Annotated in this window: 24 protein-coding genes and 2 tRNA genes; 15 read left to right on the top strand and 11 right to left on the bottom strand. The window is 51.4% G+C overall.

Features of this window, described 5'->3' with window-relative positions:
- Window positions 1-596: 596 nt before the first annotated feature.
- From gluQRS to BLV85_RS05040, 4 genes are all read left to right on the top strand, one after another.
- Window positions 597-1559 carry a tRNA glutamyl-Q(34) synthetase GluQRS gene (gene gluQRS / locus BLV85_RS05055; RefSeq protein WP_245725092.1) on the top strand — a complete coding sequence of 321 codons (963 nt, stop codon included), beginning with the start codon at window positions 597-599 and terminating at the stop codon, window positions 1557-1559.
- Between the two features lie 24 nt (window positions 1560-1583).
- Complete coding sequence (locus BLV85_RS05050; RefSeq protein WP_090412813.1) at window positions 1584-2750, top strand: NAD(P)/FAD-dependent oxidoreductase; 1167 nt, start codon at window positions 1584-1586, stop codon at window positions 2748-2750.
- A gap of 98 nt (window positions 2751-2848) precedes the next feature.
- Complete coding sequence (locus tag BLV85_RS05045; protein ID WP_090412810.1) at window positions 2849-3337, top strand: SRPBCC family protein; 489 nt, start codon at window positions 2849-2851, stop codon at window positions 3335-3337.
- Window positions 3338-3424: 87 nt separating this feature from the next.
- Window positions 3425-3886 (top strand): PAS domain-containing protein, encoded by a 462-nt coding sequence (locus BLV85_RS05040; RefSeq protein WP_090412807.1) that lies wholly within the window; start codon window positions 3425-3427, stop codon window positions 3884-3886.
- 65 nt (window positions 3887-3951) lie between these two features.
- Here the strand turns inward: BLV85_RS05040 and BLV85_RS05035 are convergent, their stop codons facing one another.
- Genes BLV85_RS05035 through argJ form a run of 3 tightly spaced genes read right to left on the bottom strand, consistent with a single transcriptional unit; the run spans window position 3952 to window position 7049 of the window.
- Entirely contained in the window at window positions 3952-4905 is a 954-nt protein-coding gene (locus BLV85_RS05035; RefSeq protein WP_090412826.1) for a Nudix family hydrolase, read from the bottom strand.
- An 11-nt stretch (window positions 4906-4916) separates the two neighbouring features.
- Entirely contained in the window at window positions 4917-5795 is an 879-nt protein-coding gene (locus BLV85_RS05030; protein ID WP_090412804.1) for an ATP-binding protein, read from the bottom strand.
- Between the two features lie 24 nt (window positions 5796-5819).
- Window positions 5820-7049, bottom strand: coding sequence for a bifunctional glutamate N-acetyltransferase/amino-acid acetyltransferase ArgJ (gene argJ, locus BLV85_RS05025; RefSeq protein WP_090412802.1), 1230 nt, complete (start codon window positions 7047-7049; stop codon window positions 5820-5822).
- An 18-nt stretch (window positions 7050-7067) separates the two neighbouring features.
- Between argJ and BLV85_RS15120 the strand changes: the two genes are divergently transcribed.
- The 10 genes from BLV85_RS15120 (at window position 7068) to BLV85_RS04980 (ending at window position 12910) form a co-directional block, all read left to right on the top strand.
- Window positions 7068-7229: a hypothetical protein gene (locus tag BLV85_RS15120; protein ID WP_176973934.1), complete on the top strand. Its 162-nt coding sequence runs from the start codon at window positions 7068-7070 to the stop codon at window positions 7227-7229.
- Window positions 7208-7627, top strand: coding sequence for a rhodanese-like domain-containing protein (locus BLV85_RS05020; protein ID WP_090412799.1), 420 nt, complete (start codon window positions 7208-7210; stop codon window positions 7625-7627). Before BLV85_RS15120 ends, BLV85_RS05020 begins: the two co-directional genes overlap by 22 nt.
- 113 nt (window positions 7628-7740) lie before the next feature.
- Window positions 7741-7998, top strand: coding sequence for a glutaredoxin 3 (gene grxC, locus BLV85_RS05015; RefSeq protein WP_090412822.1), 258 nt, complete (start codon window positions 7741-7743; stop codon window positions 7996-7998).
- 69 nt (window positions 7999-8067) lie between these two features.
- A complete protein-coding gene (secB, locus tag BLV85_RS05010) occupies window positions 8068-8556 on the top strand; it encodes a protein-export chaperone SecB (protein WP_090412797.1) in 489 nt (162 codons plus the stop codon).
- Between the two features lie 3 nt (window positions 8557-8559).
- Window positions 8560-9057 carry an SH3 domain-containing protein gene (locus BLV85_RS05005; protein WP_090412793.1) on the top strand — a complete coding sequence of 166 codons (498 nt, stop codon included), beginning with the start codon at window positions 8560-8562 and terminating at the stop codon, window positions 9055-9057.
- The gene (locus tag BLV85_RS05000) at window positions 9054-10043 is read left to right on the top strand and encodes an NAD(P)H-dependent glycerol-3-phosphate dehydrogenase (protein WP_090412789.1); all 990 of its coding nucleotides are present in this window, start codon (window positions 9054-9056) and stop codon (window positions 10041-10043) included. The genes BLV85_RS05005 and BLV85_RS05000 overlap by 4 nt, the downstream gene beginning before the upstream one ends.
- Window positions 10044-10389: 346 nt before the next feature.
- Window positions 10390-10662 (top strand): HU family DNA-binding protein, encoded by a 273-nt coding sequence (locus tag BLV85_RS04995; protein ID WP_090412787.1) that lies wholly within the window; start codon window positions 10390-10392, stop codon window positions 10660-10662.
- A gap of 41 nt (window positions 10663-10703) precedes the next feature.
- Window positions 10704-10779: transfer RNA gene (locus tag BLV85_RS04990), tRNA-Val, on the top strand.
- Between the two features lie 81 nt (window positions 10780-10860).
- Window positions 10861-10937: transfer RNA gene (locus tag BLV85_RS04985), tRNA-Asp, on the top strand.
- Window positions 10938-11023: 86 nt separating this feature from the next.
- Window positions 11024-12910: a SurA N-terminal domain-containing protein gene (locus tag BLV85_RS04980; protein ID WP_090412785.1), complete on the top strand. Its 1887-nt coding sequence runs from the start codon at window positions 11024-11026 to the stop codon at window positions 12908-12910.
- Between the two features lie 92 nt (window positions 12911-13002).
- On the opposite strand, the gene BLV85_RS04975 is transcribed toward BLV85_RS04980, so the two are convergent.
- The 5 genes from BLV85_RS04975 to clpS form a co-directional block, all read right to left on the bottom strand.
- Window positions 13003-13788 (bottom strand): enoyl-ACP reductase FabI, encoded by a 786-nt coding sequence (locus BLV85_RS04975; RefSeq protein ID WP_090412782.1) that lies wholly within the window; start codon window positions 13786-13788, stop codon window positions 13003-13005.
- Between the two features lie 503 nt (window positions 13789-14291).
- Window positions 14292-14933 carry an orotate phosphoribosyltransferase gene (pyrE, locus tag BLV85_RS04970; protein WP_090412779.1) on the bottom strand — a complete coding sequence of 214 codons (642 nt, stop codon included), beginning with the start codon at window positions 14931-14933 and terminating at the stop codon, window positions 14292-14294.
- A 377-nt stretch (window positions 14934-15310) separates the two neighbouring features.
- A complete protein-coding gene (locus BLV85_RS04965; protein ID WP_090412777.1) occupies window positions 15311-16441 on the bottom strand; it encodes a TRAP transporter substrate-binding protein in 1131 nt (376 codons plus the stop codon).
- Window positions 16422-18677 carry an ATP-dependent Clp protease ATP-binding subunit ClpA gene (gene clpA, locus BLV85_RS04960; RefSeq protein WP_090412775.1) on the bottom strand — a complete coding sequence of 752 codons (2256 nt, stop codon included), beginning with the start codon at window positions 18675-18677 and terminating at the stop codon, window positions 16422-16424. Before clpA ends, BLV85_RS04965 begins: the two co-directional genes overlap by 20 nt.
- A gap of 1 nt (window position 18678) precedes the next feature.
- On the bottom strand, window positions 18679-18993 hold the full coding sequence (clpS, locus tag BLV85_RS04955; RefSeq protein WP_090412772.1) for an ATP-dependent Clp protease adapter ClpS: 315 nt from the start codon (window positions 18991-18993) through the stop codon (window positions 18679-18681).
- A 360-nt stretch (window positions 18994-19353) separates the two neighbouring features.
- On the opposite strand from clpS, the gene BLV85_RS04950 reads away from it, so the two are divergent.
- On the top strand, window positions 19354-19557 hold the full coding sequence (locus BLV85_RS04950; protein WP_004174375.1) for a cold-shock protein: 204 nt from the start codon (window positions 19354-19356) through the stop codon (window positions 19555-19557).
- A gap of 145 nt (window positions 19558-19702) precedes the next feature.
- Here BLV85_RS04950 and icd read toward each other — a convergent pair whose 3' ends face one another.
- Genes icd through BLV85_RS04935 form a run of 3 tightly spaced genes read right to left on the bottom strand, consistent with a single transcriptional unit; the run spans window position 19703 to window position 22387 of the window.
- Window positions 19703-20950 carry an NADP-dependent isocitrate dehydrogenase gene (gene icd / locus BLV85_RS04945; protein WP_090412771.1) on the bottom strand — a complete coding sequence of 416 codons (1248 nt, stop codon included), beginning with the start codon at window positions 20948-20950 and terminating at the stop codon, window positions 19703-19705.
- A 23-nt stretch (window positions 20951-20973) separates the two neighbouring features.
- A complete protein-coding gene (gene scpB / locus BLV85_RS04940; RefSeq protein WP_090412768.1) occupies window positions 20974-21633 on the bottom strand; it encodes an SMC-Scp complex subunit ScpB in 660 nt (219 codons plus the stop codon).
- Window positions 21599-22387: a segregation and condensation protein A gene (locus BLV85_RS04935; protein WP_090412766.1), complete on the bottom strand. Its 789-nt coding sequence runs from the start codon at window positions 22385-22387 to the stop codon at window positions 21599-21601. The genes scpB and BLV85_RS04935 overlap by 35 nt, the downstream gene beginning before the upstream one ends.
- Between the last annotated feature and the right edge of the window lies 1 nt (window position 22388).

Here is a 22388-nt window from a genome sequence, read left to right as displayed (position 1 = left end):
GACACATTAACGTGGTGACCAATATCTTGTTATTGACCTTCAACTCACGAATCTGGAGCGATTCCGGTGCCTCGTTGTACTGGGTCTCATCCATCTGGGAAAAAGGGGACGCTACCCTTTTTCTTTCCGGTTTAATGAGGGAGGGTAGGCAAAAGCCTGCTCTCTACTCTTTTATTCTGCAAAGGGAAGCGTCCCCTTTTCGCCCTTTTACTCTGTGGAAATTGGCGATATTTTCAGGCACTTTTTCCTTGATCACTGAACCATGCATGATTGCCTCGATAACTTGCTATTGGCCGATAATTCAGGCAAATTGGCTTATCAATTAAATTTCGACTGACATTAGGCAGTCTTGTTTTTGATGTCAAGCACACTGGCCTTATTGGATGATATTCGAAGGGTTCTGCATCTCAAGCATTATTCCCTGCATACCGGGCGTACTTGCTGCGATTGGATCTGGCAGTTCGTCAAATTTCATCGAATGACGCAAAGACCATCCCTGTTTGACCATGCCGCAGCCGGGACCGGGGCGTTTCTGATGCACCTTGCAACGCAGCGCGGCATATTTTCACTTTTCCCGGCTGAGATTTCCGGGCTGAATGCATAATTTCACAGACATGCCTTGCCTTTACCGTGGCCGATTTGCGCCATCGCCTTCCGGTCCGCTGCATTTTGGCTCGCTGGTGACGGCGGTGGGGAGCTATCTTGAGGCAAAATCCCGTTGTGGGGAGTGGCTGGTCAGGATCGAGGATCTGGATACGCCGCGCGTCGTTGCGGGAGCGGCCGATGAGATATTGCGTACGCTCGAGGTTTTCGGCTTGCACTGGGATGGGGCGGTTGTTTATCAAAGCCAGCGCCATGACGCCTACCGGGATGCGCTGGAGCGGTTGCAGCGCGCGGGCTGGCTTTATCCCTGTGTATGTTCGCGTAAGCAAATAGCGCTTTCTGCCTTGACGGGGTGCGATGGGCCGGTTTATGCGGGGGTGTGCCGCCAGCGGCCGCTGGCGATGGCAGGCCCGCACGCTTCGCTGCGGGTGCGCACGCCTGACCGGATAATGGAATACGGCGACAGGGTGCAAGGGCCTGTTCGGCTCAATCTTGAGCGCGAGATCGGTGATTTCGTCTTGTGCCGGGCGGACGGCATTTATGCCTATCAACTGGCTGTGGTGGTGGATGATGCCTGGCAGGGTGTGACCCATGTCGTGCGTGGGGCCGATTTGTTGTATTCCACTGCCCGGCAAATTTATTTGCAACAGCTGCTCGGCTATGACACCCCTGATTACCTGCATCTGCCGTTGGTGCTGGATGCGCAAGGCAAAAAACTGAGCAAACAAACCCGGGCAGAACCGGTTGTTCTGGGCAATCCACTGCCTTCACTGGTGGCTGCCCTGCGTTTTTTGGGACAGGATGCACCCGAGAGTTTGTTGCAGGCTGATGTGGAGGCATTCTGGCAATGGGCGCTGGCAAATTGGAATCCGGACAGGATTCCTGAAGCCGGGCATGCCGGGGCGCGTGACCCGGATGAGGAATCCATGCTACGCTCACTTATCCAGGACAACTGATCATTAAAGGCTAAAGGAGTGTAGATGGCTTTCTTGCCATTGTATATACCAGGACACAAGCAACTCAAAATTGTGATCGCAGGCGGGGGATATGCCGGCATTGCCGCCCTGACGACTTTGCGCCGCTATATGCCGGAGGCGGAAATCACGCTTATCGACCCGCGTGCGGATCATCTCAAGATTACGCATTTGCACGAGACCTTCCGCTATCCATTCTCGGATCTGCTGGTGCCGTTCTCGCAACTGGCGCAGCGTTTTGATTGCCGCCATGTTCAGGGCGAGCTCGCAATCGATGATGCGGCGCTGCAGCAATGGCAGCAAAATCGTTGTCTCGATATCGGCGAGCTGACATTGCCTTTCGACTATTTGTTGATCGCATCGGGCGCCCAGAGTGCGCGCATTGCTGCCAAAGAGAGCGTCAATGTATTCGATCTGGAAGATTTTGCGGCCTGTGCGGGTGCCGAGTTATTGGGCGGCTTGTTGGCGGCCGATGAGGGGCCGGCCTCCTGCATTTCTGTGATCGGTGGCGGCGCGACCGGTATTCAGTTCCTATTCGAAATTGCAGAGTATTTGCGCAGGCAGCGAAGCGGCCATACGCTGCGCCTGATCGATGGGGGTGAGCGGGTATTGCGGCAGTTTCCCCAAGGGTTTGCCCGCTACGTGGAAACCCGCATGCAGGAGCTGGGAATAGAATTTTATCCGGAAGTGCGTTTTCTGGGGCAGCAGGCGGACAAGCTCCTGCTTGAAGAAAAAAATAGTGGCCATGCTTTTGAATTACCCTCTATCATGTCGTTGGTATTTGCCGGAAAAAAACCAGATAACCGGTTGGCGACCAACCTGTTCGGGCAGGTCGTCGTGGCCGGTCATGCGGCGCTGGGGAATATTTTTGCCGCCGGTGATTGCGCCGTTTATCAATCGCTCGGCTCCAATGCGATGACTGCCCAGTCGGCGGTGCGCAAGGGAAAACTGGCGGCGCGCAATATTCTCCGGCATTCCGGCATGCTCAAAGTGCTTGAACCTTATTTGCATCGTGACATCGGCTATGTCGTCAGTTTGGGACCAGCCGATGCGGTGGGTTGGCTGGCGTTGGAGAACAATGTGGTAACGGGTATGCCTGCGCTGGTGATCAAGGAAATCGTCGAGGCGCAATATGATTTACTCTTGACGGGAGTCGATACCTACCTTGTTTGAAATACTTAGGGCGCGTTAATGACTAAACTTGGGCATACTCAAGTTGTTCATTAACGAGCCCCTTAGCAGTGTTGTTATAGCCTGTAGGAGACCGTTTGATGTTCAATTTGTTCAACGATACCCCGGTAGTAGGTAAGGCCAGTACGGAGATCCTATGTCCAACAGATATAGTTTTTAGCTTTATCGGTGCCAATTTGCTAACCAATTATCCCAGATGGTCTCCGGAAGTTCGCGAGCTGGAGAAATTGACTGAAGGTGACGTGGCACAAGGTTCCTTGTTTCGGCAGGTGAGGGTCGATCAGGGAAATCGCTCGGAATCGACTTTCAAGGTGACCGCTTTCAAGCCTGTCACAAGAATATGCTTCGAGGGCGTATCCAATCCCTATCGCTGTGATTATGTTCTGGAAGTGGTTGATGCAAACACAACCCGTCTTTCCTTTACGTTCGAGTTGCTCAAACTTGAAATGCACATGCGGCCATTCGAGAAATTGATCTGTTTCGCTGTGCAAGACGGGACAGAGCGGACGGTGCGTAATATTCGCAAGCTGGTGGAATCGGAAGCGGATCTGGCTGGCGCGCTAGTTTAGTCGTCATAAAAAATATAGCTTCAATTGATGGTAACTTCCAACAAGGCTGGCATCTGCCTATAGTTGAGGATAATTTGGAGAAAAATAATGGACTTTGTCGTTGAGAAGGATCCCGGTTTAATTCCGCAAGTATTGTCCAAAATTCTGGATGCGAGCGTCAATGGCATCACATTGGCAGATCCGGATCAGGAAGATTTGCCTTTGGTGTATGCCAACAAGGCGTTTGAAAATATCACCGGATATACCCAGGCCGAAACCATTGGGAGAAATTGCCGCTTTTTGCAGGGAACAGACCGGGATCAGCCGGAACGTTTTCGCTTGAAGGCTGCCTTGGAAAACAGAGAGCCGATTGAGATTGTCCTGAGAAATTACCGTAAGAACGGAGAATTATTCTATAACCACTTGAATATCACGCCCTTGTTTGATTCAAGTGGCAGGCTGCTCTACTTTTTGGGTGTGCAGTACGATGTGACCGAACAACGCAAAGCCGAAGAAGAAATTGCGCGCTTGAAAGCAGAGCTGGCTGCATTGACCGGCAAAACGGCGTGACCCGTACAAAACCCGGTGTCAGCGTGCGGTAGGGTGCGCTTGCGCACCGTAAAAGCGGCGATGGATTATGGCTGGGCTGATGTGCATAGATTGCGCATCAGCGCAATGCCATGTGCGCCCTGTTCCTGGGCTGGGATGAGATCATCCGGCATCAAACCACCCAGGGCATAGACGGGCAGGGAATAACCGCGGATCAGTTTGGCCAGTTTGCGCCACCCCAGCGTGGGTGCGTTCGGATGGCTGGGGGTAGGGCATACTGGACTTACTGTCACGAAATCGATGCCAAGGCTCTCGGCATGATAGAGCTCTTCTTCGTTATGACAGGAGGCCCCGCACCAATCGACTTCGGGGCGGGTGTGCAGGGATAGCAATTGCGCGGCAGTCAAATGTACCCCATCCAGGCCTAATTCCTTGGCTAACGCAATGTTGCCATTGATGAGTACCTTGGCCTGGGTGCCTTGTGCAAGCTGCAACACTGCTTGGGCGTAGCGTGTCAGCTGACTATCGGTCAGGTGCTTTTCGCGTATCTGCAGCAGTCTGAGGCCGCGTTGCAACGCTTGCCTGATCGCGTGCAGCGAATGGGTCTCGCCGGTTTCACTGGCATTTGTGATCGCATAAGTCGATGGCAGCATCAGGCTGCGCAGGATGGGCTGATTGGCTGGCAGCAGAGGGGAAACTGTGATGTTTCCAGCGCTTTGCCAGGCAAGTTGCTGATGCTCGCGCGCGATCGGCTCACCTTGCCATTCGGCAACCCGGTAAAACTGCAGGCGTACGGTCGCGTGCGGGTAGCGGAAGACCCGTGTGATCCATGGGAATGCCCGGTCGACAGTGATGCCCAGTTCTTCATGCAATTCCCGCGACAGCGCCTGGAGGGCAGATTCACTGGCTTCGATTTTACCACCGGGAAATTCCCAGTATCCGGCATAGGGCTTGCCAGGGGGTCTGCAGGCGAGCAGGAAACTGTCATCTGGCCGCGTCAGAATGGCGGCGACGACTTCTACCAGTGGTGGATTTGGCATGTTGTGAGTCATCAGGTTTTGGATGATTTGGCCAGTTGCGCCTGCCCCGCCCAGTCGCGCGCAAATTGCCAGGCGATTCTGCCGCTGCGCGAGCCGCGTGCCAATGCCCAGCGCAGCGCCGCTTGCCGGGCGCGGTTGGACATTCTATCGATACCATGCTGGGTCAGCCAGAACCGCACGATATTGAGATATTGCGCCTGGTCGAATGGATGAAAAGACAGCCACAATCCGAAGCGTTCCGAGAGCGAGATTTTTTCTTCGGTGGATTCGCCCGGGCGAATTTCTCCGGCAATATGATGAGTTTCGAGATTCTCGTGCATGAATTCCGGCATTAAATGGCGGCGGTTGGATGTGGCATAGACCAGCACATTGTCGGATGCGGTGGCAATGGAGCCGTCCAGTATGACTTTGAGAGCCTTGTATCCGGGTTCATCTGCTTCGAATGACAGATCATCGCAATATAGAATAAATCGCTCCGGGCGTTGCGCGATATGCTCGACGATATCGGGCAAGTCGGTCAGTCCCTGTTTATCCACTTCGATCAAGCGCAATCCCTGATCGGCATAACGGTTGAGCAATGCCTTGACCAAAGAGGACTTGCCAGTACCGCGCGCCCCGGTCAACAAGACATTGTTGGCGGGGAATCCCGCTACAAACTGTTGCGTATTCCGGTCCAGGCAATATTTCTGTTCATCGATGTTCAGCAGCGCATCGAGCGTGATGGTATGGGGGTGCTTGACTGGCTGAATAAAGCCCTGGTTGCCTCGTTTGCGCCAGCGGAAGGTGATGTGGCTTGCAAGTTCAGCTGCCGGTGTTTGGGGCGCAAGAATTTCCTCGGCGCGCAGCAATAGTTGATCAAGGCGCTGCAAAAGCAAATCGATATCTTTCATGCTCAAGTTATTTATTAACGAGCCTTAAGAGCGGTAATCGGCGTTGATTTTTACGTAATCGTAGGACAGGTCGCATGTCCATAGCGTGCTGCGGGCTTGTCCTCTATTCAGAACCACACGCATGGTGATTTCGGCAGCTTGCATGACACGCTGACCGTCTTCTTCGCGATAAGCGCTGGCCCGTCCGCCGTGTTCGGCGACCAGGACATCGCCCAGATATAATTGCACGGTGGTGACATCGAGATCATCGATGCCGGCATAACCAATAGCGGCCAAAATCCGGCCCAAATTGGGATCGGAAGCGAAACAGGCTGTTTTGACCAGAGGGGAATGTGCGATCGCGTAGGCGACTTTATCGCATTCCTCGGCAGTCTTGCCTTGTTCGACATGGATGGTAATGAATTTGGTGGCACCTTCTCCATCCCGGACAATCATTTGCGCAAGCGTGATGGCGATCTCGGTGATGGCCTGTTGCAGGATAGCAAAGCCAGGGCTGGCCGATTCGGTGATGGGCGTGTGGCCAGCGCGGCCCGTCGCGATCAGGATCAAGGCATCATTGGTAGAGGTATCGCCATCTACGGTAATGCGGTTGAAGGAATGGTCGGCGACCTGGCGAACCAGGTCCTGCAGCAGGGATGGCGCAATGGCCGCATCGGTGGCGATATAGCCTAGCATGGTTGCCATGTTGGGATGAATCATACCCGAGCCCTTGGCGATGCCCGTGATCGTGACGCTATGCCCATCAATTACAATTTGGCGCGAGGCGGCTTTGGGAACCGTATCGGTGGTCATGATCGCCTGCGCGGCGGCGAACCAATGAGTGGGTGCGAGGTCCGCTATGGCAGCAGGCAAGTTGGCCAGAATTTTTGCGACCGGCAATGGCTCCATGATGACCCCGGTCGAGAAGGGCAAAACTTGCTGGGGATCGCAATCGAGTAACTTGGCCAATGCACTGCAGGTGGCGTGGGCATGGTCGATGCCTGTTTGGCCGGTGCCGGCATTGGCGTTGCCGGTGTTGATGACAAGTGCCTGGATTGCTGTGCTGCTTGCCAGATGCCGTTTGGCAAGGGTGACAGGTGCGGCACAGAATTTATTCTGCGTGAACACGCCGGCCACTTGGCTATGTGCGGCGAGCCGTATGACCAGGAGATCCTTGCGGGCGGTGTATTTGATACCAGCTTCCGCTGTGCCGAGTGTAACGCCATCGACGGGCAGCAAGTGTTCGGGTGACAAAGGTGGAATGTTGACTGGCATAGAGATTCGGATGAAAAAATGGCTATCGTAACTGATCCTGAAGGAAAGGGTGAGTTTACCTCAAGCCAGCTATTGTTTGCGGCAATGGATGGAGGAGTTTACCTGGCGCCCTGGTACTTTGCTAGAATAACGGCTTTGAATAAAGCTGAGTTGTGGTTATGGAATCAACTTTTTTGGTAGACAATGTATTTTTTATCATAGCAGCCATGTTAAGCGGTGGCATGCTGTTATGGCCGCTGATCGCACGTAACAGTGCGCGCGAGATCGACGCACAGCGCGCAGTCCGTTTGATTAATTATGAAGACGCGCTGGTGCTGGATGTGAGAGACGACAGCGAATACGCCAGCGGCCATCTCCCCGATGCCAAGCATATCCCGGTTGAGAGCATCAAAGACCGCTGGAGCGAATTGGAAAAATTCAAAGACAAGCCTGTCGTTATAATATTCACTCCCGGCTTGCGTGCTGGACAAGCCGGCACACTTCTGCGCAAGAATGGTTTTGCGCGGGTCTTCAATCTTTCCGGTGGCATCGAGACCTGGCAACGGGAGAATCTGCCGCTGGTGAAAAAGTCTAAATAGGCAAGCACCCACACAGCTTGCGTGGGTTTGGTCTGCCGTTCCCAAGTTGAATAATGTTTGAAGCTGCGCATTTTCCAAGGGTCGCTAAAAATTTTTACTAACAAACAAACATGATGCCCAAAGTTGTAATGTATGTATCTGGTTTTTGTCCTTATTGTACGATGGCTGAGAAATTGTTGCGTACCCGGGGTGTGGAAGAAATCGATAAAATCAGAGTGGACTTAGACCCGGAGCAGCGGGTGGAAATGATCAATAAGACCGGTCGTCGAACGGTTCCGCAGATTTTTATTGGGCCAACCCATGTCGGAGGCTATGATGATTTGGCGCAATTGGATCGTCAGGGCGAAGTGACTAAATTATTGGCCGGTTGAATGCAATCGGCTTGCTACATCTATTAATGTTTTAAAATTCTGATAATCGTTATTTAACTGGAACTTGCCATGACTGAACAGCAACAGCCTGTTTTTGTGATTGAGAAAATCTATGTTAAGGATCTTTCGCTGGAGATTCCAAACGCCCCGCATATTTTCCTGGATAGGGAAGCCCCGGAAGTCAATTTGCAGTTGGCTACCAAGGATGCCGTCATCGAGGGCGATATTCATGAAGTGGTCCTGACCGCTACGGTGACGGCTCGCCTCAAAGAGAAGGACAAGGTCATGTTTCTGGTGGAAGTCCATCAAGCAGGCATTTTCCGGATTCGTAATGTGCCCGGCGATGATATTGAGCCTGTCCTCGGTATTCTGTGCCCGAATATATTGTTCCCTTATTTGCGAGAGACCGTGTCGGATGTCGTGACGCGTGCAGGGTTCCCTGCAGTCATCCTGAATCCAGTTAATTTTGAGGCTGTTTATCAACAGAAGAAACAGCAGCAACAAGCTGATTCACCAGCTGCTAGTCAAGATTCTGCCGATAGCGGTACCAAGCATTGATTCATGAAACACTTGCCGCTGGTTAAGCGTTCAGTTGGGGTATTTGCCCCGCTTTATGTGTCGTTGGCGCTTCTGCTGCTGGTATTTGCCAGTCAAGCTGTCGCGGCAGATCAGGCTGGAAGTGAATTCCTTTCGATTGCAACCCCCGCTGCCATCCTTTATGACGCGCCTTCACGCAATGCAGAGAAATTGTATGTGGCGAGCGCCAATCTGCCAGTTGAAGTTTTGGTAAAGGTTGAGGGGTGGGCCAAGGTACGGGACAGTAATGGCTATTTGGCCTGGGCGGAAAGCAAGAATCTGAGTGCTAAGCGCTTTGTGATTGTCATTGTGCCGATCGCCGAGGTTTATCCTGCCGCCGATTTGACTTCGCCAATGCTCTTTCAGGCGCAACAGGGTGTTGTGCTGGAGTGGGTGGAAGACGTTCCCAGTGGCTGGACAAAAGTGCGCCATCAGGACGGTCAGGCAGGATATATCAGAAACGACCAAATTTGGGGTGTATGAAAATCCTGGTTCTGGGTGCGGGTGCCTGGGGTACGGCGCTGGCACTGCATTTATCCGCTTGTCATCACGTTACGTTGTGGACACATAGTTCCGAGCACCTGGCAGAAATGATGTCGCTGGGCGAGAACCGACGCTATTTGCCTGGGCGGCATTTGCCTCCATCCATGCGGTTAACGGTGGAACTTGAAGCAGAGCTGAAGCAGGCGGAATTGATTTTTGTCGTAGTGCCGGTGGCAGGACTGCGCGCAACATTGGAAAAAATTGCAGCCCTGAACAGCTCGTTACCACTTGTGCTGGGCTGCAAGGGATTCGAGGCAGGCTCAGCAAAACTGCCGCACCAGGTTGTGCAGGAGGTCTATTCAGCGGACGTCACCTGTGGCGTGCTGTCGGGTCCAAGTTTTGCGCAGGAAGTCGCGCAGGGGTTGCCTGCTGCATTGACCTTGGCTTCGCAGGACGACGGATTCGCTAGAACTGTTGCCAGTGAAATTCATACCCCCTGGTTGCGGGTTTATTCCAGTAGTGATGTGATTGGCGTGGAAACTGGTGGTGCGCTCAAGAATGTGATTGCGATCGCTGCAGGCATTTCAGACGGGATGGCATTTGGCAATAATGCGCGCGCAGCACTCATTACGCGCGGGCTGGCGGAGATCACACGGTTGGGCATGGCAATGGGTGGACGCAAGGAAACTTTTATGGGGTTGACTGGCGTCGGGGATCTGATTCTCACCTGTACGGGTGATTTATCCAGGAATCGCCAGGTTGGCATGCTGCTGGCTACCGGCCAGCCGCTAACGGAGATTTTGCCCAGAATCGGCCATGTGACCGAGGGGGTGTACACGGTTCGGGAGGCCTATGGCCTGGGGCGGCAATTCGGTATCGAAATGCCTGTTACGCAGGCGGTTTACGATATTCTGTATGAAGGTGTTTCGGTGCAGGACGCAATCAGGGAAATGCTTGACAGAGAGGCCGGGCCTGAAGCAGGCTAGTAGGAGGCTGTCCGAGAATAGACCGGTTTACTGCGGACGAACCTGCCAGGCGGGATTTTTCGATCCTTTTCGTTGAATAGAACAACTATCCGCCTCAAAGGATCTAAAAATCCCGCTCAGCCAGCTTCGTCCTCGCTACGATCGCTATTCTCGGACAGCCCCCTAGCCTGGAACGGTTTTGCTGTCCGCTTAAAGTGGAGCAGCGAAAGCAGTTAAAAAACCACAGTTTTTGGGTTTATCACTTGACCCGCGCGGAATGGCTTGATATAAGGGCGTCTACAGTGTCTTCTGTGCTGTATGATTGAATTTACCGGCAACCTAACAAAGCAAAACAAAGGGGAAATATATGAATAAATCTGATCTCATCGATGCTATTGCCCAGTCCGCCAATATTACCAAGGCTGAGGCAGGTGACGCGCTGGATGGCGCATTGTCTGCCATCAAGGATGCGCTTAGCAGGAATGACAGCGTGACCCTGGTAGGTTTTGGAACTTTCAAGGTTGGAGAGCGGGCCGCGCGTACTGGTCGCAATCCACGCACTGGTGAGGAAATTAAAATCGAGGCGGCCAAGGTACCGAAATTTATTGCTGGTAAAGCGTTAAAGGATGCTGTAAACTAGCGCCCATTGTAGCATTGCAGCACAACAAGAAGTACCGAGCAGGGTGCTTAGCTCAGCTGGTAGAGCGTCGCCCTTACAAGGCGAATGTCGGCGGTTCGATCCCGTCAGCACCCACCAAACTTATATGGTATAATTTTTCTTCTTGATGCTGAGAAATTAGATATCTCCAGTCTAATTTTTGTAATAGTTGAACAACCAGGAGTGGTAGTTCAGTTGGTTAGAATACCGGCCTGTCACGCCGGGGGTCGCGGGTTCGAGTCCCGTCCACTCCGCCATATCTGTTGATCATAGGTAAGCATACGGATTTGTATGATTTACACCTCTCGCTTTTCCCATCTCTCTTTTATTCCGGATAACCGCTGTGTTTGATTTTGTCAACCGAAGAAAAACGATCGTTCAGATCGTGTTGCTCATTGCTGTCTTGCCATTTATGTTCTGGGGTGTCCAGTCCTATCGGAGTGAGAGTGACACGGCTTATGTTGCAGTCGTCGACGGCGAGGAAATCAGCCGCAGAGAATATGAACAGGCGTTGCGCAATCAGCAGGAAAATCTGAGGAATATGCTCGGGGAGGATTTTGATATCAAGCTGATGGACGATCCTGAAATGCGGCGCGCTGTCCTGGAAAACTTGATTCAGAAAAGAATATTGCGGCACGAAGCTGGAAATGTTGGATTGACCGTGCTGGATTCGCGTCTGGCCGCAGAAATACAGAATATTGCTTTTTTTCAGGAGGATGGGAAGTTCTCCTATCAGCGTTACCAGGATTTACTGCAGCGCCAGGGCATGACACCCGCGATATTTGAAGCGCGCTTGGTGAGCGAGATCATGGAGCAACAGTTGCTGGAAGGCGTGACCAGAAGTGTTGTCGTCCCGGAGATCGTCGCCAGGAACGTGTTGTCCTTGAGTGAGACGCAATACGAGATTAACCGGATTCTAATCAGTCCTGAGCAATATGTGGCGCAAGTGGAGCCGGATGAAGCCGCAATACAGGACTATTATGACAGTCATTACCGGGATTTTATGTTGCCGGAGCGGGTCCGGGTAGAGTATGTCGTGCTGTCGCTCGAGCAGTTGGCACAACAGGAACAGGTTTCCGAGCAGGCAATCCAGGCATATTTCGAGGAGCACCGGGCTGAATTTGAGCAACCTGAAGAGCGGCGAGCCAGCCATATTTTGTTTACCGTCCCTGCGGATGCGAGTGAAGAGGAAAAGGCTGCGGTCAAGGCCCGGGCAGAGCAGGTTTTGGAACAAGTTCAGCAAGAGCCTGACCAGCTGCCCGAGCTGGCAGCGGAACTATCGCAAGATCCGGGCTCGGCAAAAATGGGCGGGGATCTCGGCTTCTTTTCCCGCGGGTTGATGGTCAAAGCTTTCGAAGATGAAGTGTTCCAAATGGAGCTTGATGAAATACGCGGCTTGGTGGAAACGCCATTCGGGTTTCATATTGTCAAGCTGACCGCGATCAGAGAAGCGGATACTGCCGATTTCGAGGATGTTAGGGACCATGTTGAGCAACAACTGAAATATCAGAAGGTGGCAGAAAGATTTGGCGAATTGGCCGAAGATTTTAGCAATATCGTCTATGAGCAAAGCGATACCCTGCAACTGGCGGCCGAGATGTTCAATTTGCCAATTCAACAAAGTGACTGGCTGGATCGGAAATCCAAGGAACCCGAGCTTATTGCCAACGAGCGCATGCTGCAGGCTATTTTTTCCGAGAGTGCCATTCGCGACCGCTTCAATACTGAAGCGGTGGAAGTTAAAGCAGATACAATCGTCGCGGCCAGAGTGCTCGAACATCGTCCTGCCAGCGCACAATCAATTGAATTGGTCAGGGAGCAAATTCTTACCCGCTTGCAAACACAACTGGCGGCTGAGATTGCAGTGAAAGAAGGAAGCGAGCAGCTTGCACGCCTTCAATCGGGAGAAGCTGATGAGACGATAGACTGGGGAGAATCGGTCAAGGTCTCGTATGCACAGATGCAGGGAGTGGATGTGGAAACGCTGCGTTTACTGGCACAGACTGAATCAAGTCAATTACCTGCCTATACCGGAGCACCTGCCAGGCAAGGCGGGTTTGATTTGATCAGAATCAATCAAGTCACTGCACCTAAAAGTGAGCATGATGCTTCTAAATACGATGCTTTCCTGAAACAACTGCAACAAGTGCGTGGCCAGGAAGAGTTGATGGCCTACCTGAATGGACTCAGGCAGCGCTACGAAGTCAGGATAAGAGAAGAGAGTTTCTAACCAATCTGGGGACTCTGCACGAAGCGCCCAGTATATGCTTTGCTGGACCGCTTCGTCTGTGGCAGTGGCAAACGTGGCAGAGATCACAAAGATCAGAGATCCAAATCAAATGCCACGGTATTGAATCCTGCGTCCACGTAGGTGATTTCTCCCGTTATCCCGCTTGCCAGATCGCTGCAAAGAAAAGCGGCGGCATTGCCTACTTCTTCAATAGTCACATTTTTCCGCAAAGGTGCGACTTTTTCCGCGTAACCAAGCAATTTTCCGAAGTTGCCGATGCCTGAGGCAGCCAATGTCTTGATCGGCCCGGCCGAAATGGCATTCACTCGGATGTTTTTCTTGCCCAGGCTCGAGGCCATGAATCGCACATTGGCTTCCAGGCTGGCCTTGGCCAATCCCATCACATTGTAGCTCGGCATCACGCGCACAGCACCCAGATAACTGAGCGTCAGCAGGGCGGCCTGTCTGCCTTGCATCAGTGGCAATCCAGCCTTGGCAAGCGCTGCAAAACTGTACGAACTGACATCATGCGCGATTCGGAAAGCTTCGCGGTTGACACTTTCCAGGTAATCGCCTGTCAGTGATTCGCGTGGAGCGAATGCGATAGAGTGAACGATGCCGTCCAACCCTTCCCACTGACGGGCGAGCGCTTCAAAACACTGGCTTATTTCCTCATCCTTGCTGACATCACAGCGAAACAGTAGGGTGCTGTCGAAATCTGCTGCCAGTTTTGCCACACGTTCACGAAAATCCTCCGATTGATAAGTGAAAGCGAGTTGAGCACCTTCGCGCCGCATGGCCTTTGCAATGCCATAGGCGATAGAGCGGTTACTCAATAGGCCGGTAATTAGAATATTTTTGTTGGAAAGAAACCCCATGGTCGTACTCCTTATCTTTAATTTTGCACAGCCGAGATTATAACGCAAGAACATTTGTGCAGCCGGCAGGAGGGGAGCAATGTTCTTATTTCATCCTACGATTGCTCAGACAATCGTCAGTCATCAGGCTAAAATCAGCTGGCGCGATCCAGATGATAGATGGATGGATAGAGCGACGCGGGTACGGAAAAAGGGGGGAGTCCGGGCGTTAATCAGGCTTTGGTAGGTAGCCAGAATGCGGTAGTGTAACGGTTATGTCTTTGGTTCGATCTCAACGTGACGAGGCCCATTCCCCTGCCAGACCCGGCAGGGTTTTTTTTGCGAACGATGATCGCTGAAACAATCATCAGGTCCTGTGGGTCGAGAAATATCAGTCAGCTAGGAAGGTCTGCCGGAGCAGGCTTGATTGTTTAGCGGTAATCCTGTGTCGCGTAATCATGGGGCGTCTTTGACATGGCTAATGAAGAAAGACAAGCGAGCAGTCTGGCAAAAACCTGAAGAAGCTATCTGGCACCATATTGGGCGCGGTAGGCTTCAATGGCTGTGACGTAATGCGCTAAATCTTCACGAGTGTGCAAGTATGCAATAATGTCATCCAGCGTGATGAGAGGAAAGGCCTTTATTCCGTGAATGGATTCAATTTCCTGGATGGCAGAAAGTTCCCGCTCTCCCCGTTCCATGCGGTCAAGCGCGACCACAATACCACAGGGTGTGGCATGTGCTGCGTGAATGATATCGATGGATTGTTGCACTGAGATCCCTGCGGAGACCACATCGTCGACAATCAGGATGCGTCCGGCCAACGGTGCGCCCACGATGTTGCCTTCCTCGCCATGATCCTTGGCTTCCTTGCGGTTGAAGCTGAACGGGTGATTGTGCCCATGTTCAGCAAGTGCGATAGCGATGGCGCTGACCAATGGGATGCCTTTGTATGCCGGGCCGAACAGAGCGTCAAATGGAATTTTTGCGTCAAGTATGGCCTGGGCATAAAACTGGCCAAGCTGGCGCAATGCATGGCCATCGTTAAATAATCCGGTATTGAAGAAATAGGGAGAGAGCCGACCCGCCTTGGTTTTGAAGTTTCCAAAACATAGCACTTTATAGTGGATGGCGAAATCGATAAATTTCTGCTGAAAATCTGACATGATTCTGTAATGTTTTAATCTGGAAGTCTCGGCTCCAGGAAGCTGTCCGAGAATAGACTGATCTACTGCGGACGAGCCTGCCAAGCTGGATTTTTCGATCCTTTTCGTTGAATAGAATCACTATTCGCCTCAAATGATCGAAGAATCCCGCTCAGCCAGCTTCGCCCTCGCTACAATCGCTATTCTCGGACAGTCTCCTAGGGGTTACCATGCGGCTTAAAAACTGCGTGATTCAGTTGGATTCGTTGGCAAGGGTTCTGGTGATATCGCCGCATGATGGAATTGAATCAGCCGGCTGAATAAATGAGTGAGTCAGTGTCATTCATGGGTGACCGGCATTTAAGCTGTCTTCAAAGCCGGCCAAACGGGTGCAATGCTCAACGTAGCTCCAAATAGTTATGTTCGGTTATCTGGCTCCATTTTCTGGCTTTGGCCAGGAATGCTTGCTGGCTCTGAATGACTTCCTGGGCGAGTGTTGATCGGCCGGCTGCTTGCAACAACAATTCTTCATTGGATTGCTTGAAGGCGTCCAGCACGTCGTCCGGAAAAGTCCTGATATTGATGCCATGTTCCTTGCGCATGCTTTCCCAGGCCAGGGCATTGCGATAGAAGGATTCTGACAGCATATCGAAGGAAGCTTCTTTGGCAGCGAGCGCGATAATCGTTTGCAGATCGTCAGGCAATGCATAGAATTTTTTCTTGTTGATGAAAAGATGCAGCTCGGCACCTGGTTCGTGCCAGCCGGTGTAATAATACGGTGCGATTTTTTGGAAACCCATTTTCTCGTCATTGGCCGGTCCTACCCACTCCACCGCATCGATTGTGCGGCGCTCCAATGCGGTATATAGCTCACCCGGTGGCACACTGACCGGTTTCATTCCAACTCTTTCCACTACTTCACCGGCATGGCCGGGGATGCGCATTTTCAATCCCTTTAAATCGTCCAGCGAGTTGATTTCGTTTCTGAACCATCCACCCATCTGAATATGGGTGTTTCCGGCAGGAAAAGCGACGATGTTATGCCTGGCATAAACTTTGTGCAAGAGCTCCAGCCCTCCGCCATAGTAATACCATGCATTCATTTCGGTCGGCGTCAAACCGAAAGGTGTTGTGGTGAAGAAGGTGGTGGCGGGATCTTTGCCTTTATAGTAATAGGAGGCTGTATGCCCCATTTCATAAGCGCCGGTGCGCACAAAATCGAAAATCCCAAGTGGCGCTTTGTGTCTGCCGGGTGCATCCACGATAATTTGCATCCGCCCACCTGACATTTTCACTACATTCTCGGCAAATCTTTTGGCTGCATTGTGCAGCATAGGGGTGCCTTCCGGCCATGACATCGCCAGGCGCCATTGATATCGGGGTTCGGCATGCAACTGTGATGCGAAGAGCAGAGTAAATAGCGCAAGCAGTGCAAACAGCGTTTTACGAATGGGCGTTCTGATTAGCTTGTCAGGGGAGAACGCAATATGTTTCTCTGGCGAGGGCAATTCAAACAATTTTTTCTTCATTTTCAAAATTCAGTATTGCCTTGCCTTGTTCATCGATATCCACCGTTACCTTGCCGCCATTGGCCAGGCGCCCGAATAGCAATTCATCGGCCAGGGCGCTGCGGATAATATCCTGTATCAGGCGGGCCATGGGGCGCGCACCCATGAGCGGGTCGAATCCATGGATGGCCAAATGGGTACGCAAATTGTCGGTGAAGGTGGCCTCTACTTTTTTCTCCTGGAGTTGGGTTTCGAGCTCGATCAGGAATTTATCCACCACGCGCAAGATGATCGCCTCGTTCAGGGGGGCAAAAGAAATAATTGCATCGAGCCGGTTGCGAAACTCTGGCGTAAATAAACGTTTGATTTCGACCAGTTCATCACCGGATTTTGCATGTTTGGCAAATCCGATCGAAGTCTTGGTCAGAGTATCGGCGCCTGCATTGGTGGTCATGATGATGATCACATTGCGGAAATCCGCTTTGCGGCCGGTATTGTCAGTGAGCGCACCATAATCCATGACTTGGAGTAAGACATTGAAAATGTCCGGGTGTGCTTTTTCAATTTCATCCAGCAATAGCACGGCATGCGGTTGCTTGATGATGGTTTCGGTCAGCAAGCCGCCTTGATCAAAACCTACATATCCGGGTGGGGCGCCTATCAGCCTTGAAACCGCGTGGCGTTCCATGTATTCGGACATGTCAAAGCGATGCAGAGGGATGCCCAGCGTGTAAGCGAGCTGGCGCGCAACCTCGGTTTTTCCTACGCCGGTAGGCCCCGAGAAAAGAAATGAGCCGATCGGTTTGTGGGTATCTCCCAAGCCGCTGCGAGCCATTTTGATCGCGGCAGTGAGTGCGTCTATTGCCATATCCTGCCCAAAAACGATCGCCTTCAGATCGCGATCCAGTGTTTTGAGTTTGTGGCGATCATCACTGGAGACACTTTGGGGGGGAATTCGGGCAAGTTTGGCGATAACCTGTTCAATTTCATGCTTGCCAATGATTTTGCGCTTTCTGGATTTGGGCAGCACGCGTTGGGCCGCGCCGGCTTCATCGATCACGTCAATGGCCTTGTCTGGCAAGTGCCGATCGCTGATAAAGCGCGCAGACAGCTCGGACGCGGCGGACAAGGCGGCCTCCGTATATTTGACATGATGGTGCTTCTCGTAGCGAGATTTCAATCCACGCAGGATTTCCACTGTTTCACCGATACTGGGCTCGGCTACGTCGATTTTTTGGAACCGCCTGGACAAAGCATGATCTTTCTCGAAGATGCCGCGATACTCATTGTAGGTCGTGGCACCTATGCATTTCAGGCGCCCTGAACTCAATGCCGGTTTTAACAGATTGGAGGCGTCCAGCGTCCCGCCAGATGCTGCACCCGCTCCAATCAGGGTATGGATTTCATCAATGAATAGAATGGCCTTGGGATTATCCGTAAGCTGTTTCAATACGATTTTGAGCCGCTGCTCAAAATCGCCGCGATATTTTGTTCCGGCCAGTAGTGCGCCCATATCCAGCGCATAGACTTGATGTTCAGCCAACACCTCGGGCACCCGGTTTTCTGTGATGCGCTTGGCAAGTCCTTCAGCGATGGCGGTTTTGCCTACGCCAGCCTCGCCCACCAATAGTGGATTATTCTTGCGGCGGCGGCATAAGGTTTGGATGACGCGTTCTATTTCCTTTTCACGCCCGATAAGGGGGTCGATCCGATTTGCCGTAGCTTGATTGTTCAGATTGATTGTATAGTTTTCCAGCGTATTGCTCGGATTCTGTTGATCGTTGTCACCGCCTTCTTCATGCTTTTCCGATTCACTGTTTTGCGACACTTTGCTTATTTTGTGGGAGATATAATTGACAATATCCAGTCTTGTCACGCCTTTTTGTTGCAGGAAGTATGCAGCGTGCGAATCTTTTTCACCGAAAATCGCGACCAAAACATTCGCGCCAGTGACTTCTTTTTTGCCCGAGGACTGCACATGAAGGATCGCCCGTTGGATAACCCGCTGGAAGCCTAATGTGGGTTGGGTATCGACCTCATCGGAGCCTTCCACGATGGGCGTATGGCGATTGATATGATCCTGCAGAGATTTGCGCAAATCTTCAATATCGACCGCGCAAGCTACCAGAACTTCTGCAGCGCTGGGATTGTCGAGTAACGCCAGTAATAAGTGTTCTACTGTGATGTACTCGTGACGCTTTTGTCTGGATTCGACAAAAGCCATGTGTAAACTTACCTCTAGTTCTTGCGCGATCATATCATTCCTTTTCCATCACACACTTGAGTGGGTGTTGATTTTGTCTTGAAAATTCATTCACCTGCTGCACTTTTGTCATCGCAATATCGCTAGGATAAATACCACAAACACTTGCACCTTCAGTATGAATCTTGAGCATGATTCGAGTTGCCATTTCTTCGTTCATGGCGAAAAAGCTCCGCAAAACCTTGACAACGAAATCCATGGGAGTGAAGTCATCATTGATCAATATCACTTTGTATAAAGGCGGTGGACTCAACCTGGTTTTTCCTTTTTCGAGTACCCCGCCACCAGGATTTCGGTTACCTGTTGTCATAACTTATATTATTGATATTCTATAAGATAAATACTGGTAAGTATTTATACTCAGATTTTTTTATTACTTAGAGCTTACAGTCACGCGCTAGTTTCAAAGAAGCGTGGATCGGCATATTTTGACCTATATTTGTCGGTTACGACAACACTCTGGATACCCTTGAGCACCCATTTTACTCCGGCTTGTGGAAATGTGGATTTAAATAGCGCATGACTTGTACTTGACTTGAACAATATTTTGCGTAAAACTGCACTTGGCGTTTGGCTTCAAGTTTTCTGCAGTACTGGTTAGAGCCGTTTGCGGTCTTGAAATTCAAATAGTATCAGGGTATCCGGCCCAGTTTTTTAATAGGAAGTAGAAATGGCAACAGGTACAGTAAAATGGTTCAATGATTCCAAAGGATTTGGTTTTATTACTCCAGATGATGGTAGCGAAGATTTGTTCGCACACTTTTCCGCGATCAACATGTCAGGTTTCAAGACCCTGAAGGAAGGCCAGAAGGTTAGCTTCGAAGTGACTCAAGGGCCAAAAGGCAAGCAAGCTTCAAACATCCAGTCAGCTTGACCATCCGGCACGACCGGCGTTGATGCCGGTCGGGCCTGGTTGTAAACGGCCGTAATAATTGTCCTGCCAGGATGTAGTTGTTGCGGTCGTTTGAAAGAGAATTGGTCCCATCAGGCAAAGCGTGTCTGCCCGATGAGAGTAGTCGTTACATTCTCTCTATCATCGCATCGCCGAAACCAGAGCATGATACTTGTTTGGCATCCGGCGTTAATCTCGCCAAGTCATAAGTCATCATGCCATCCTTGATCGTGTTCTCCATTGCTGTAATGATGATGTCAGCGGCTTCCTGCCATCCGATGTGCCTGAGCATCATTTCAGCGGAGAGGATAAGGGAGCCTGGATTGACCTGATCCTTGCCGGCATATTTGGGGGCGGTGCCATGTGTGGCTTCAAATATTGCGATGGTGTCGCTCAAGTTTGCGCCTGGTGCAATGCCGATGCCGCCGACTTGCGCGGCCAGTGCATCCGAAATATAGTCACCATTGAGATTCAGGGTGGCGATAACATCATATTCTTCTGGGCGCAACAATATTTGCTGCAGGAAGGCGTCGGCAATGACATCCTTAATGATAATTTCATTGCTCTCGTGACGCAGCTTCATCCATGGTCCGCCATCGAGCAATTCCGCGCCAAATTCTTTTTCAGCCACCGCATAGCCCCATTTCTTGAACGCACCTTCGGTAAATTTCATGATATTGCCTTTATGAACCAAGGTTACCGACTGGCGTTTATGATCGATTGCATATTGAATGGCCTTTCTGACCAGCCGTTCGGTACCTTCTTTCGAGACCGGCTTGACGCCAATCGCCGAAGTGCTGGGGAAGCGTATCTTAGTGATTTCCATATCCTTCATCAGAAAATCAATGACTGTGCGCACTGCTTGAGTGCCGGCTTCCCATTCGATACCCGCATAAATATCTTCAGAGTTTTCGCGGAAGATGACCATATCCACCTTTTCCGGATGCTTGACGGGGCTGGGAACGCCCTGGAAGTAGCGAACCGGACGTAAGCATACATATAAGTCAAGCAGCTGCCGCAAGGCAACGTTGATCGAACGGATGCCGCCACTGACAGGAGTGGTCAACGGCCCCTTTATCGATACTGCAAATTCTTTGGCCGCATGCAGGGTTTCATCCGGCAGCCAGACATCTTCACCGTAGACCCGGGTTGACTTTTCGCCCGCATAAATCTCCATCCAGGCAATTTGCCGACGGCCCTGATAGGCTTTCTTGACTGCTTCATCGACAACCTTAATCATGACCGGTGTAATATCGATTCCGATACCATCCCCTTCGATGAAAGGAATGATCGGCTGGTCAGGAACAATGAGGGAAAAGTCGTTCTTGACCTGAATTTTCTGACCCGTAGCAGGTACCTTGATATGTTGATACATAGCATCTCCAGATGGTTAAAAGATTATAGTGACTTGTTGTTCGAGTGCGATGGGTTGTTTTCCTGAGCGGTAGTGGCTTCTCCATCGACGCGCTCCAATTTATCAGCGACGATGCTCAAAGAATCCAAATCCTCCAGAGGCGGCAACTGCTCCAGGGACTGCAGATTCAAATCATTGAGAAAATGTTGAGTTGTTGCATAAAGGAAAGGTCTGCCGGGCACGTCACGTTGACCAACAGTCTCAATCCAGCCTCGCGCTTCTAGTGCCTTGATGATCGAGCCTGCGGCGACAACGCCACGAATGGCTTCGATATCGCCTCGTGTGACAGGTTGCCGGTAAGCAATGATTGCCAGGGTTTCCATTGCGGCGCGGGAATAGCGTGGGGGCCTGTGTGGAGTAAGGCGGTCGAGATAAATCTGCATTTCGGGCTTGCTCTGAAATCGCCAGCCGCTGGCCACCTGGGTCAACTCTAACCCGCTGTCATGCCACTTTGTGCGCAAATTGGTCAACGCTGCATGCAGTGCCTTATGATTGATTTGGCCATCGAATAGTCTGCCAAGATCGCTCATGGATAGGGGTTCCTGAGCTGTCAGCAAGGCTGTCTCAAGAATCCTGAGGATGTCGTCCGGCTTGAATGCTGCATCGATTTCAACTGGTTGAGTCAGAGTGGATAGAGTGGACATAGATGGTTCCAAATCGCTCCGTTTGCACAATGTTGATCAACGATTCACGCGCCAATTCCAGCAAAGCGAGGAAACTGGCCACAAGCTTATGAACATTGGCAGTATCGCTAAATAATTCAGTGAAGGGAACTTCTTTTCGGGCCCGCAAGTTTCTCAGAATCTCACTCATGCATGCGCGCACGGAAATGGCTTCATGTTGAATATGATGGTGGCGGTTAGCTCTGGCACGTTCCATCAAGGCGAGCCATGTGTTGCGCAAGTCATCAAGATTTACATTGGGCAGCTGCTCGACCGCGACCGAATCGATCCACACTTGCGGCAACAGAAAATCCCGGTGGGCCACGGGCAAGGTATTCAAGTGCATGGCAGCTTTTTTGATTTGCTCGTATTCCAGAAGTCGGCGCACCAGTTCAGCGCGTGGATCGGCTTGCTCTTCCTTGCTGGCTGCCGGACGTGGAAGCAGTGAACGGGATTTGATATCGATTAATAATGCGGTCATGAGTAAATATTCTGCAGCCAGCTCGAACTGGTCAGTGCGCATCGATTCTACATAGGCGACATATTGCCGGGTCAGCTCGACCATGGGAATATCCAGGATATTCAGATTATGCTTGCGAATCAGATAAAGCAGGAGATCGAGCGGTCCCTCGAAGGTTTCCAGAAAGATTTCGAGTGCTTCCGGGGGTATGTACAGATCCTGTGGGATCTCCAGGAATGGCTCGCCACGTACTTTTGCAATGGTCTGGTTTGACATT

This window comes from Nitrosomonas halophila (genome assembly GCF_900107165.1).
In the GTDB taxonomy this organism is placed as follows: Bacteria; Pseudomonadota; Gammaproteobacteria; order Burkholderiales; family Nitrosomonadaceae; genus Nitrosomonas; species Nitrosomonas halophila.
The sequence above is the reverse complement of the archived record's forward strand: the minus strand, read 5'-3'. Positions and strand labels throughout refer to the sequence as shown.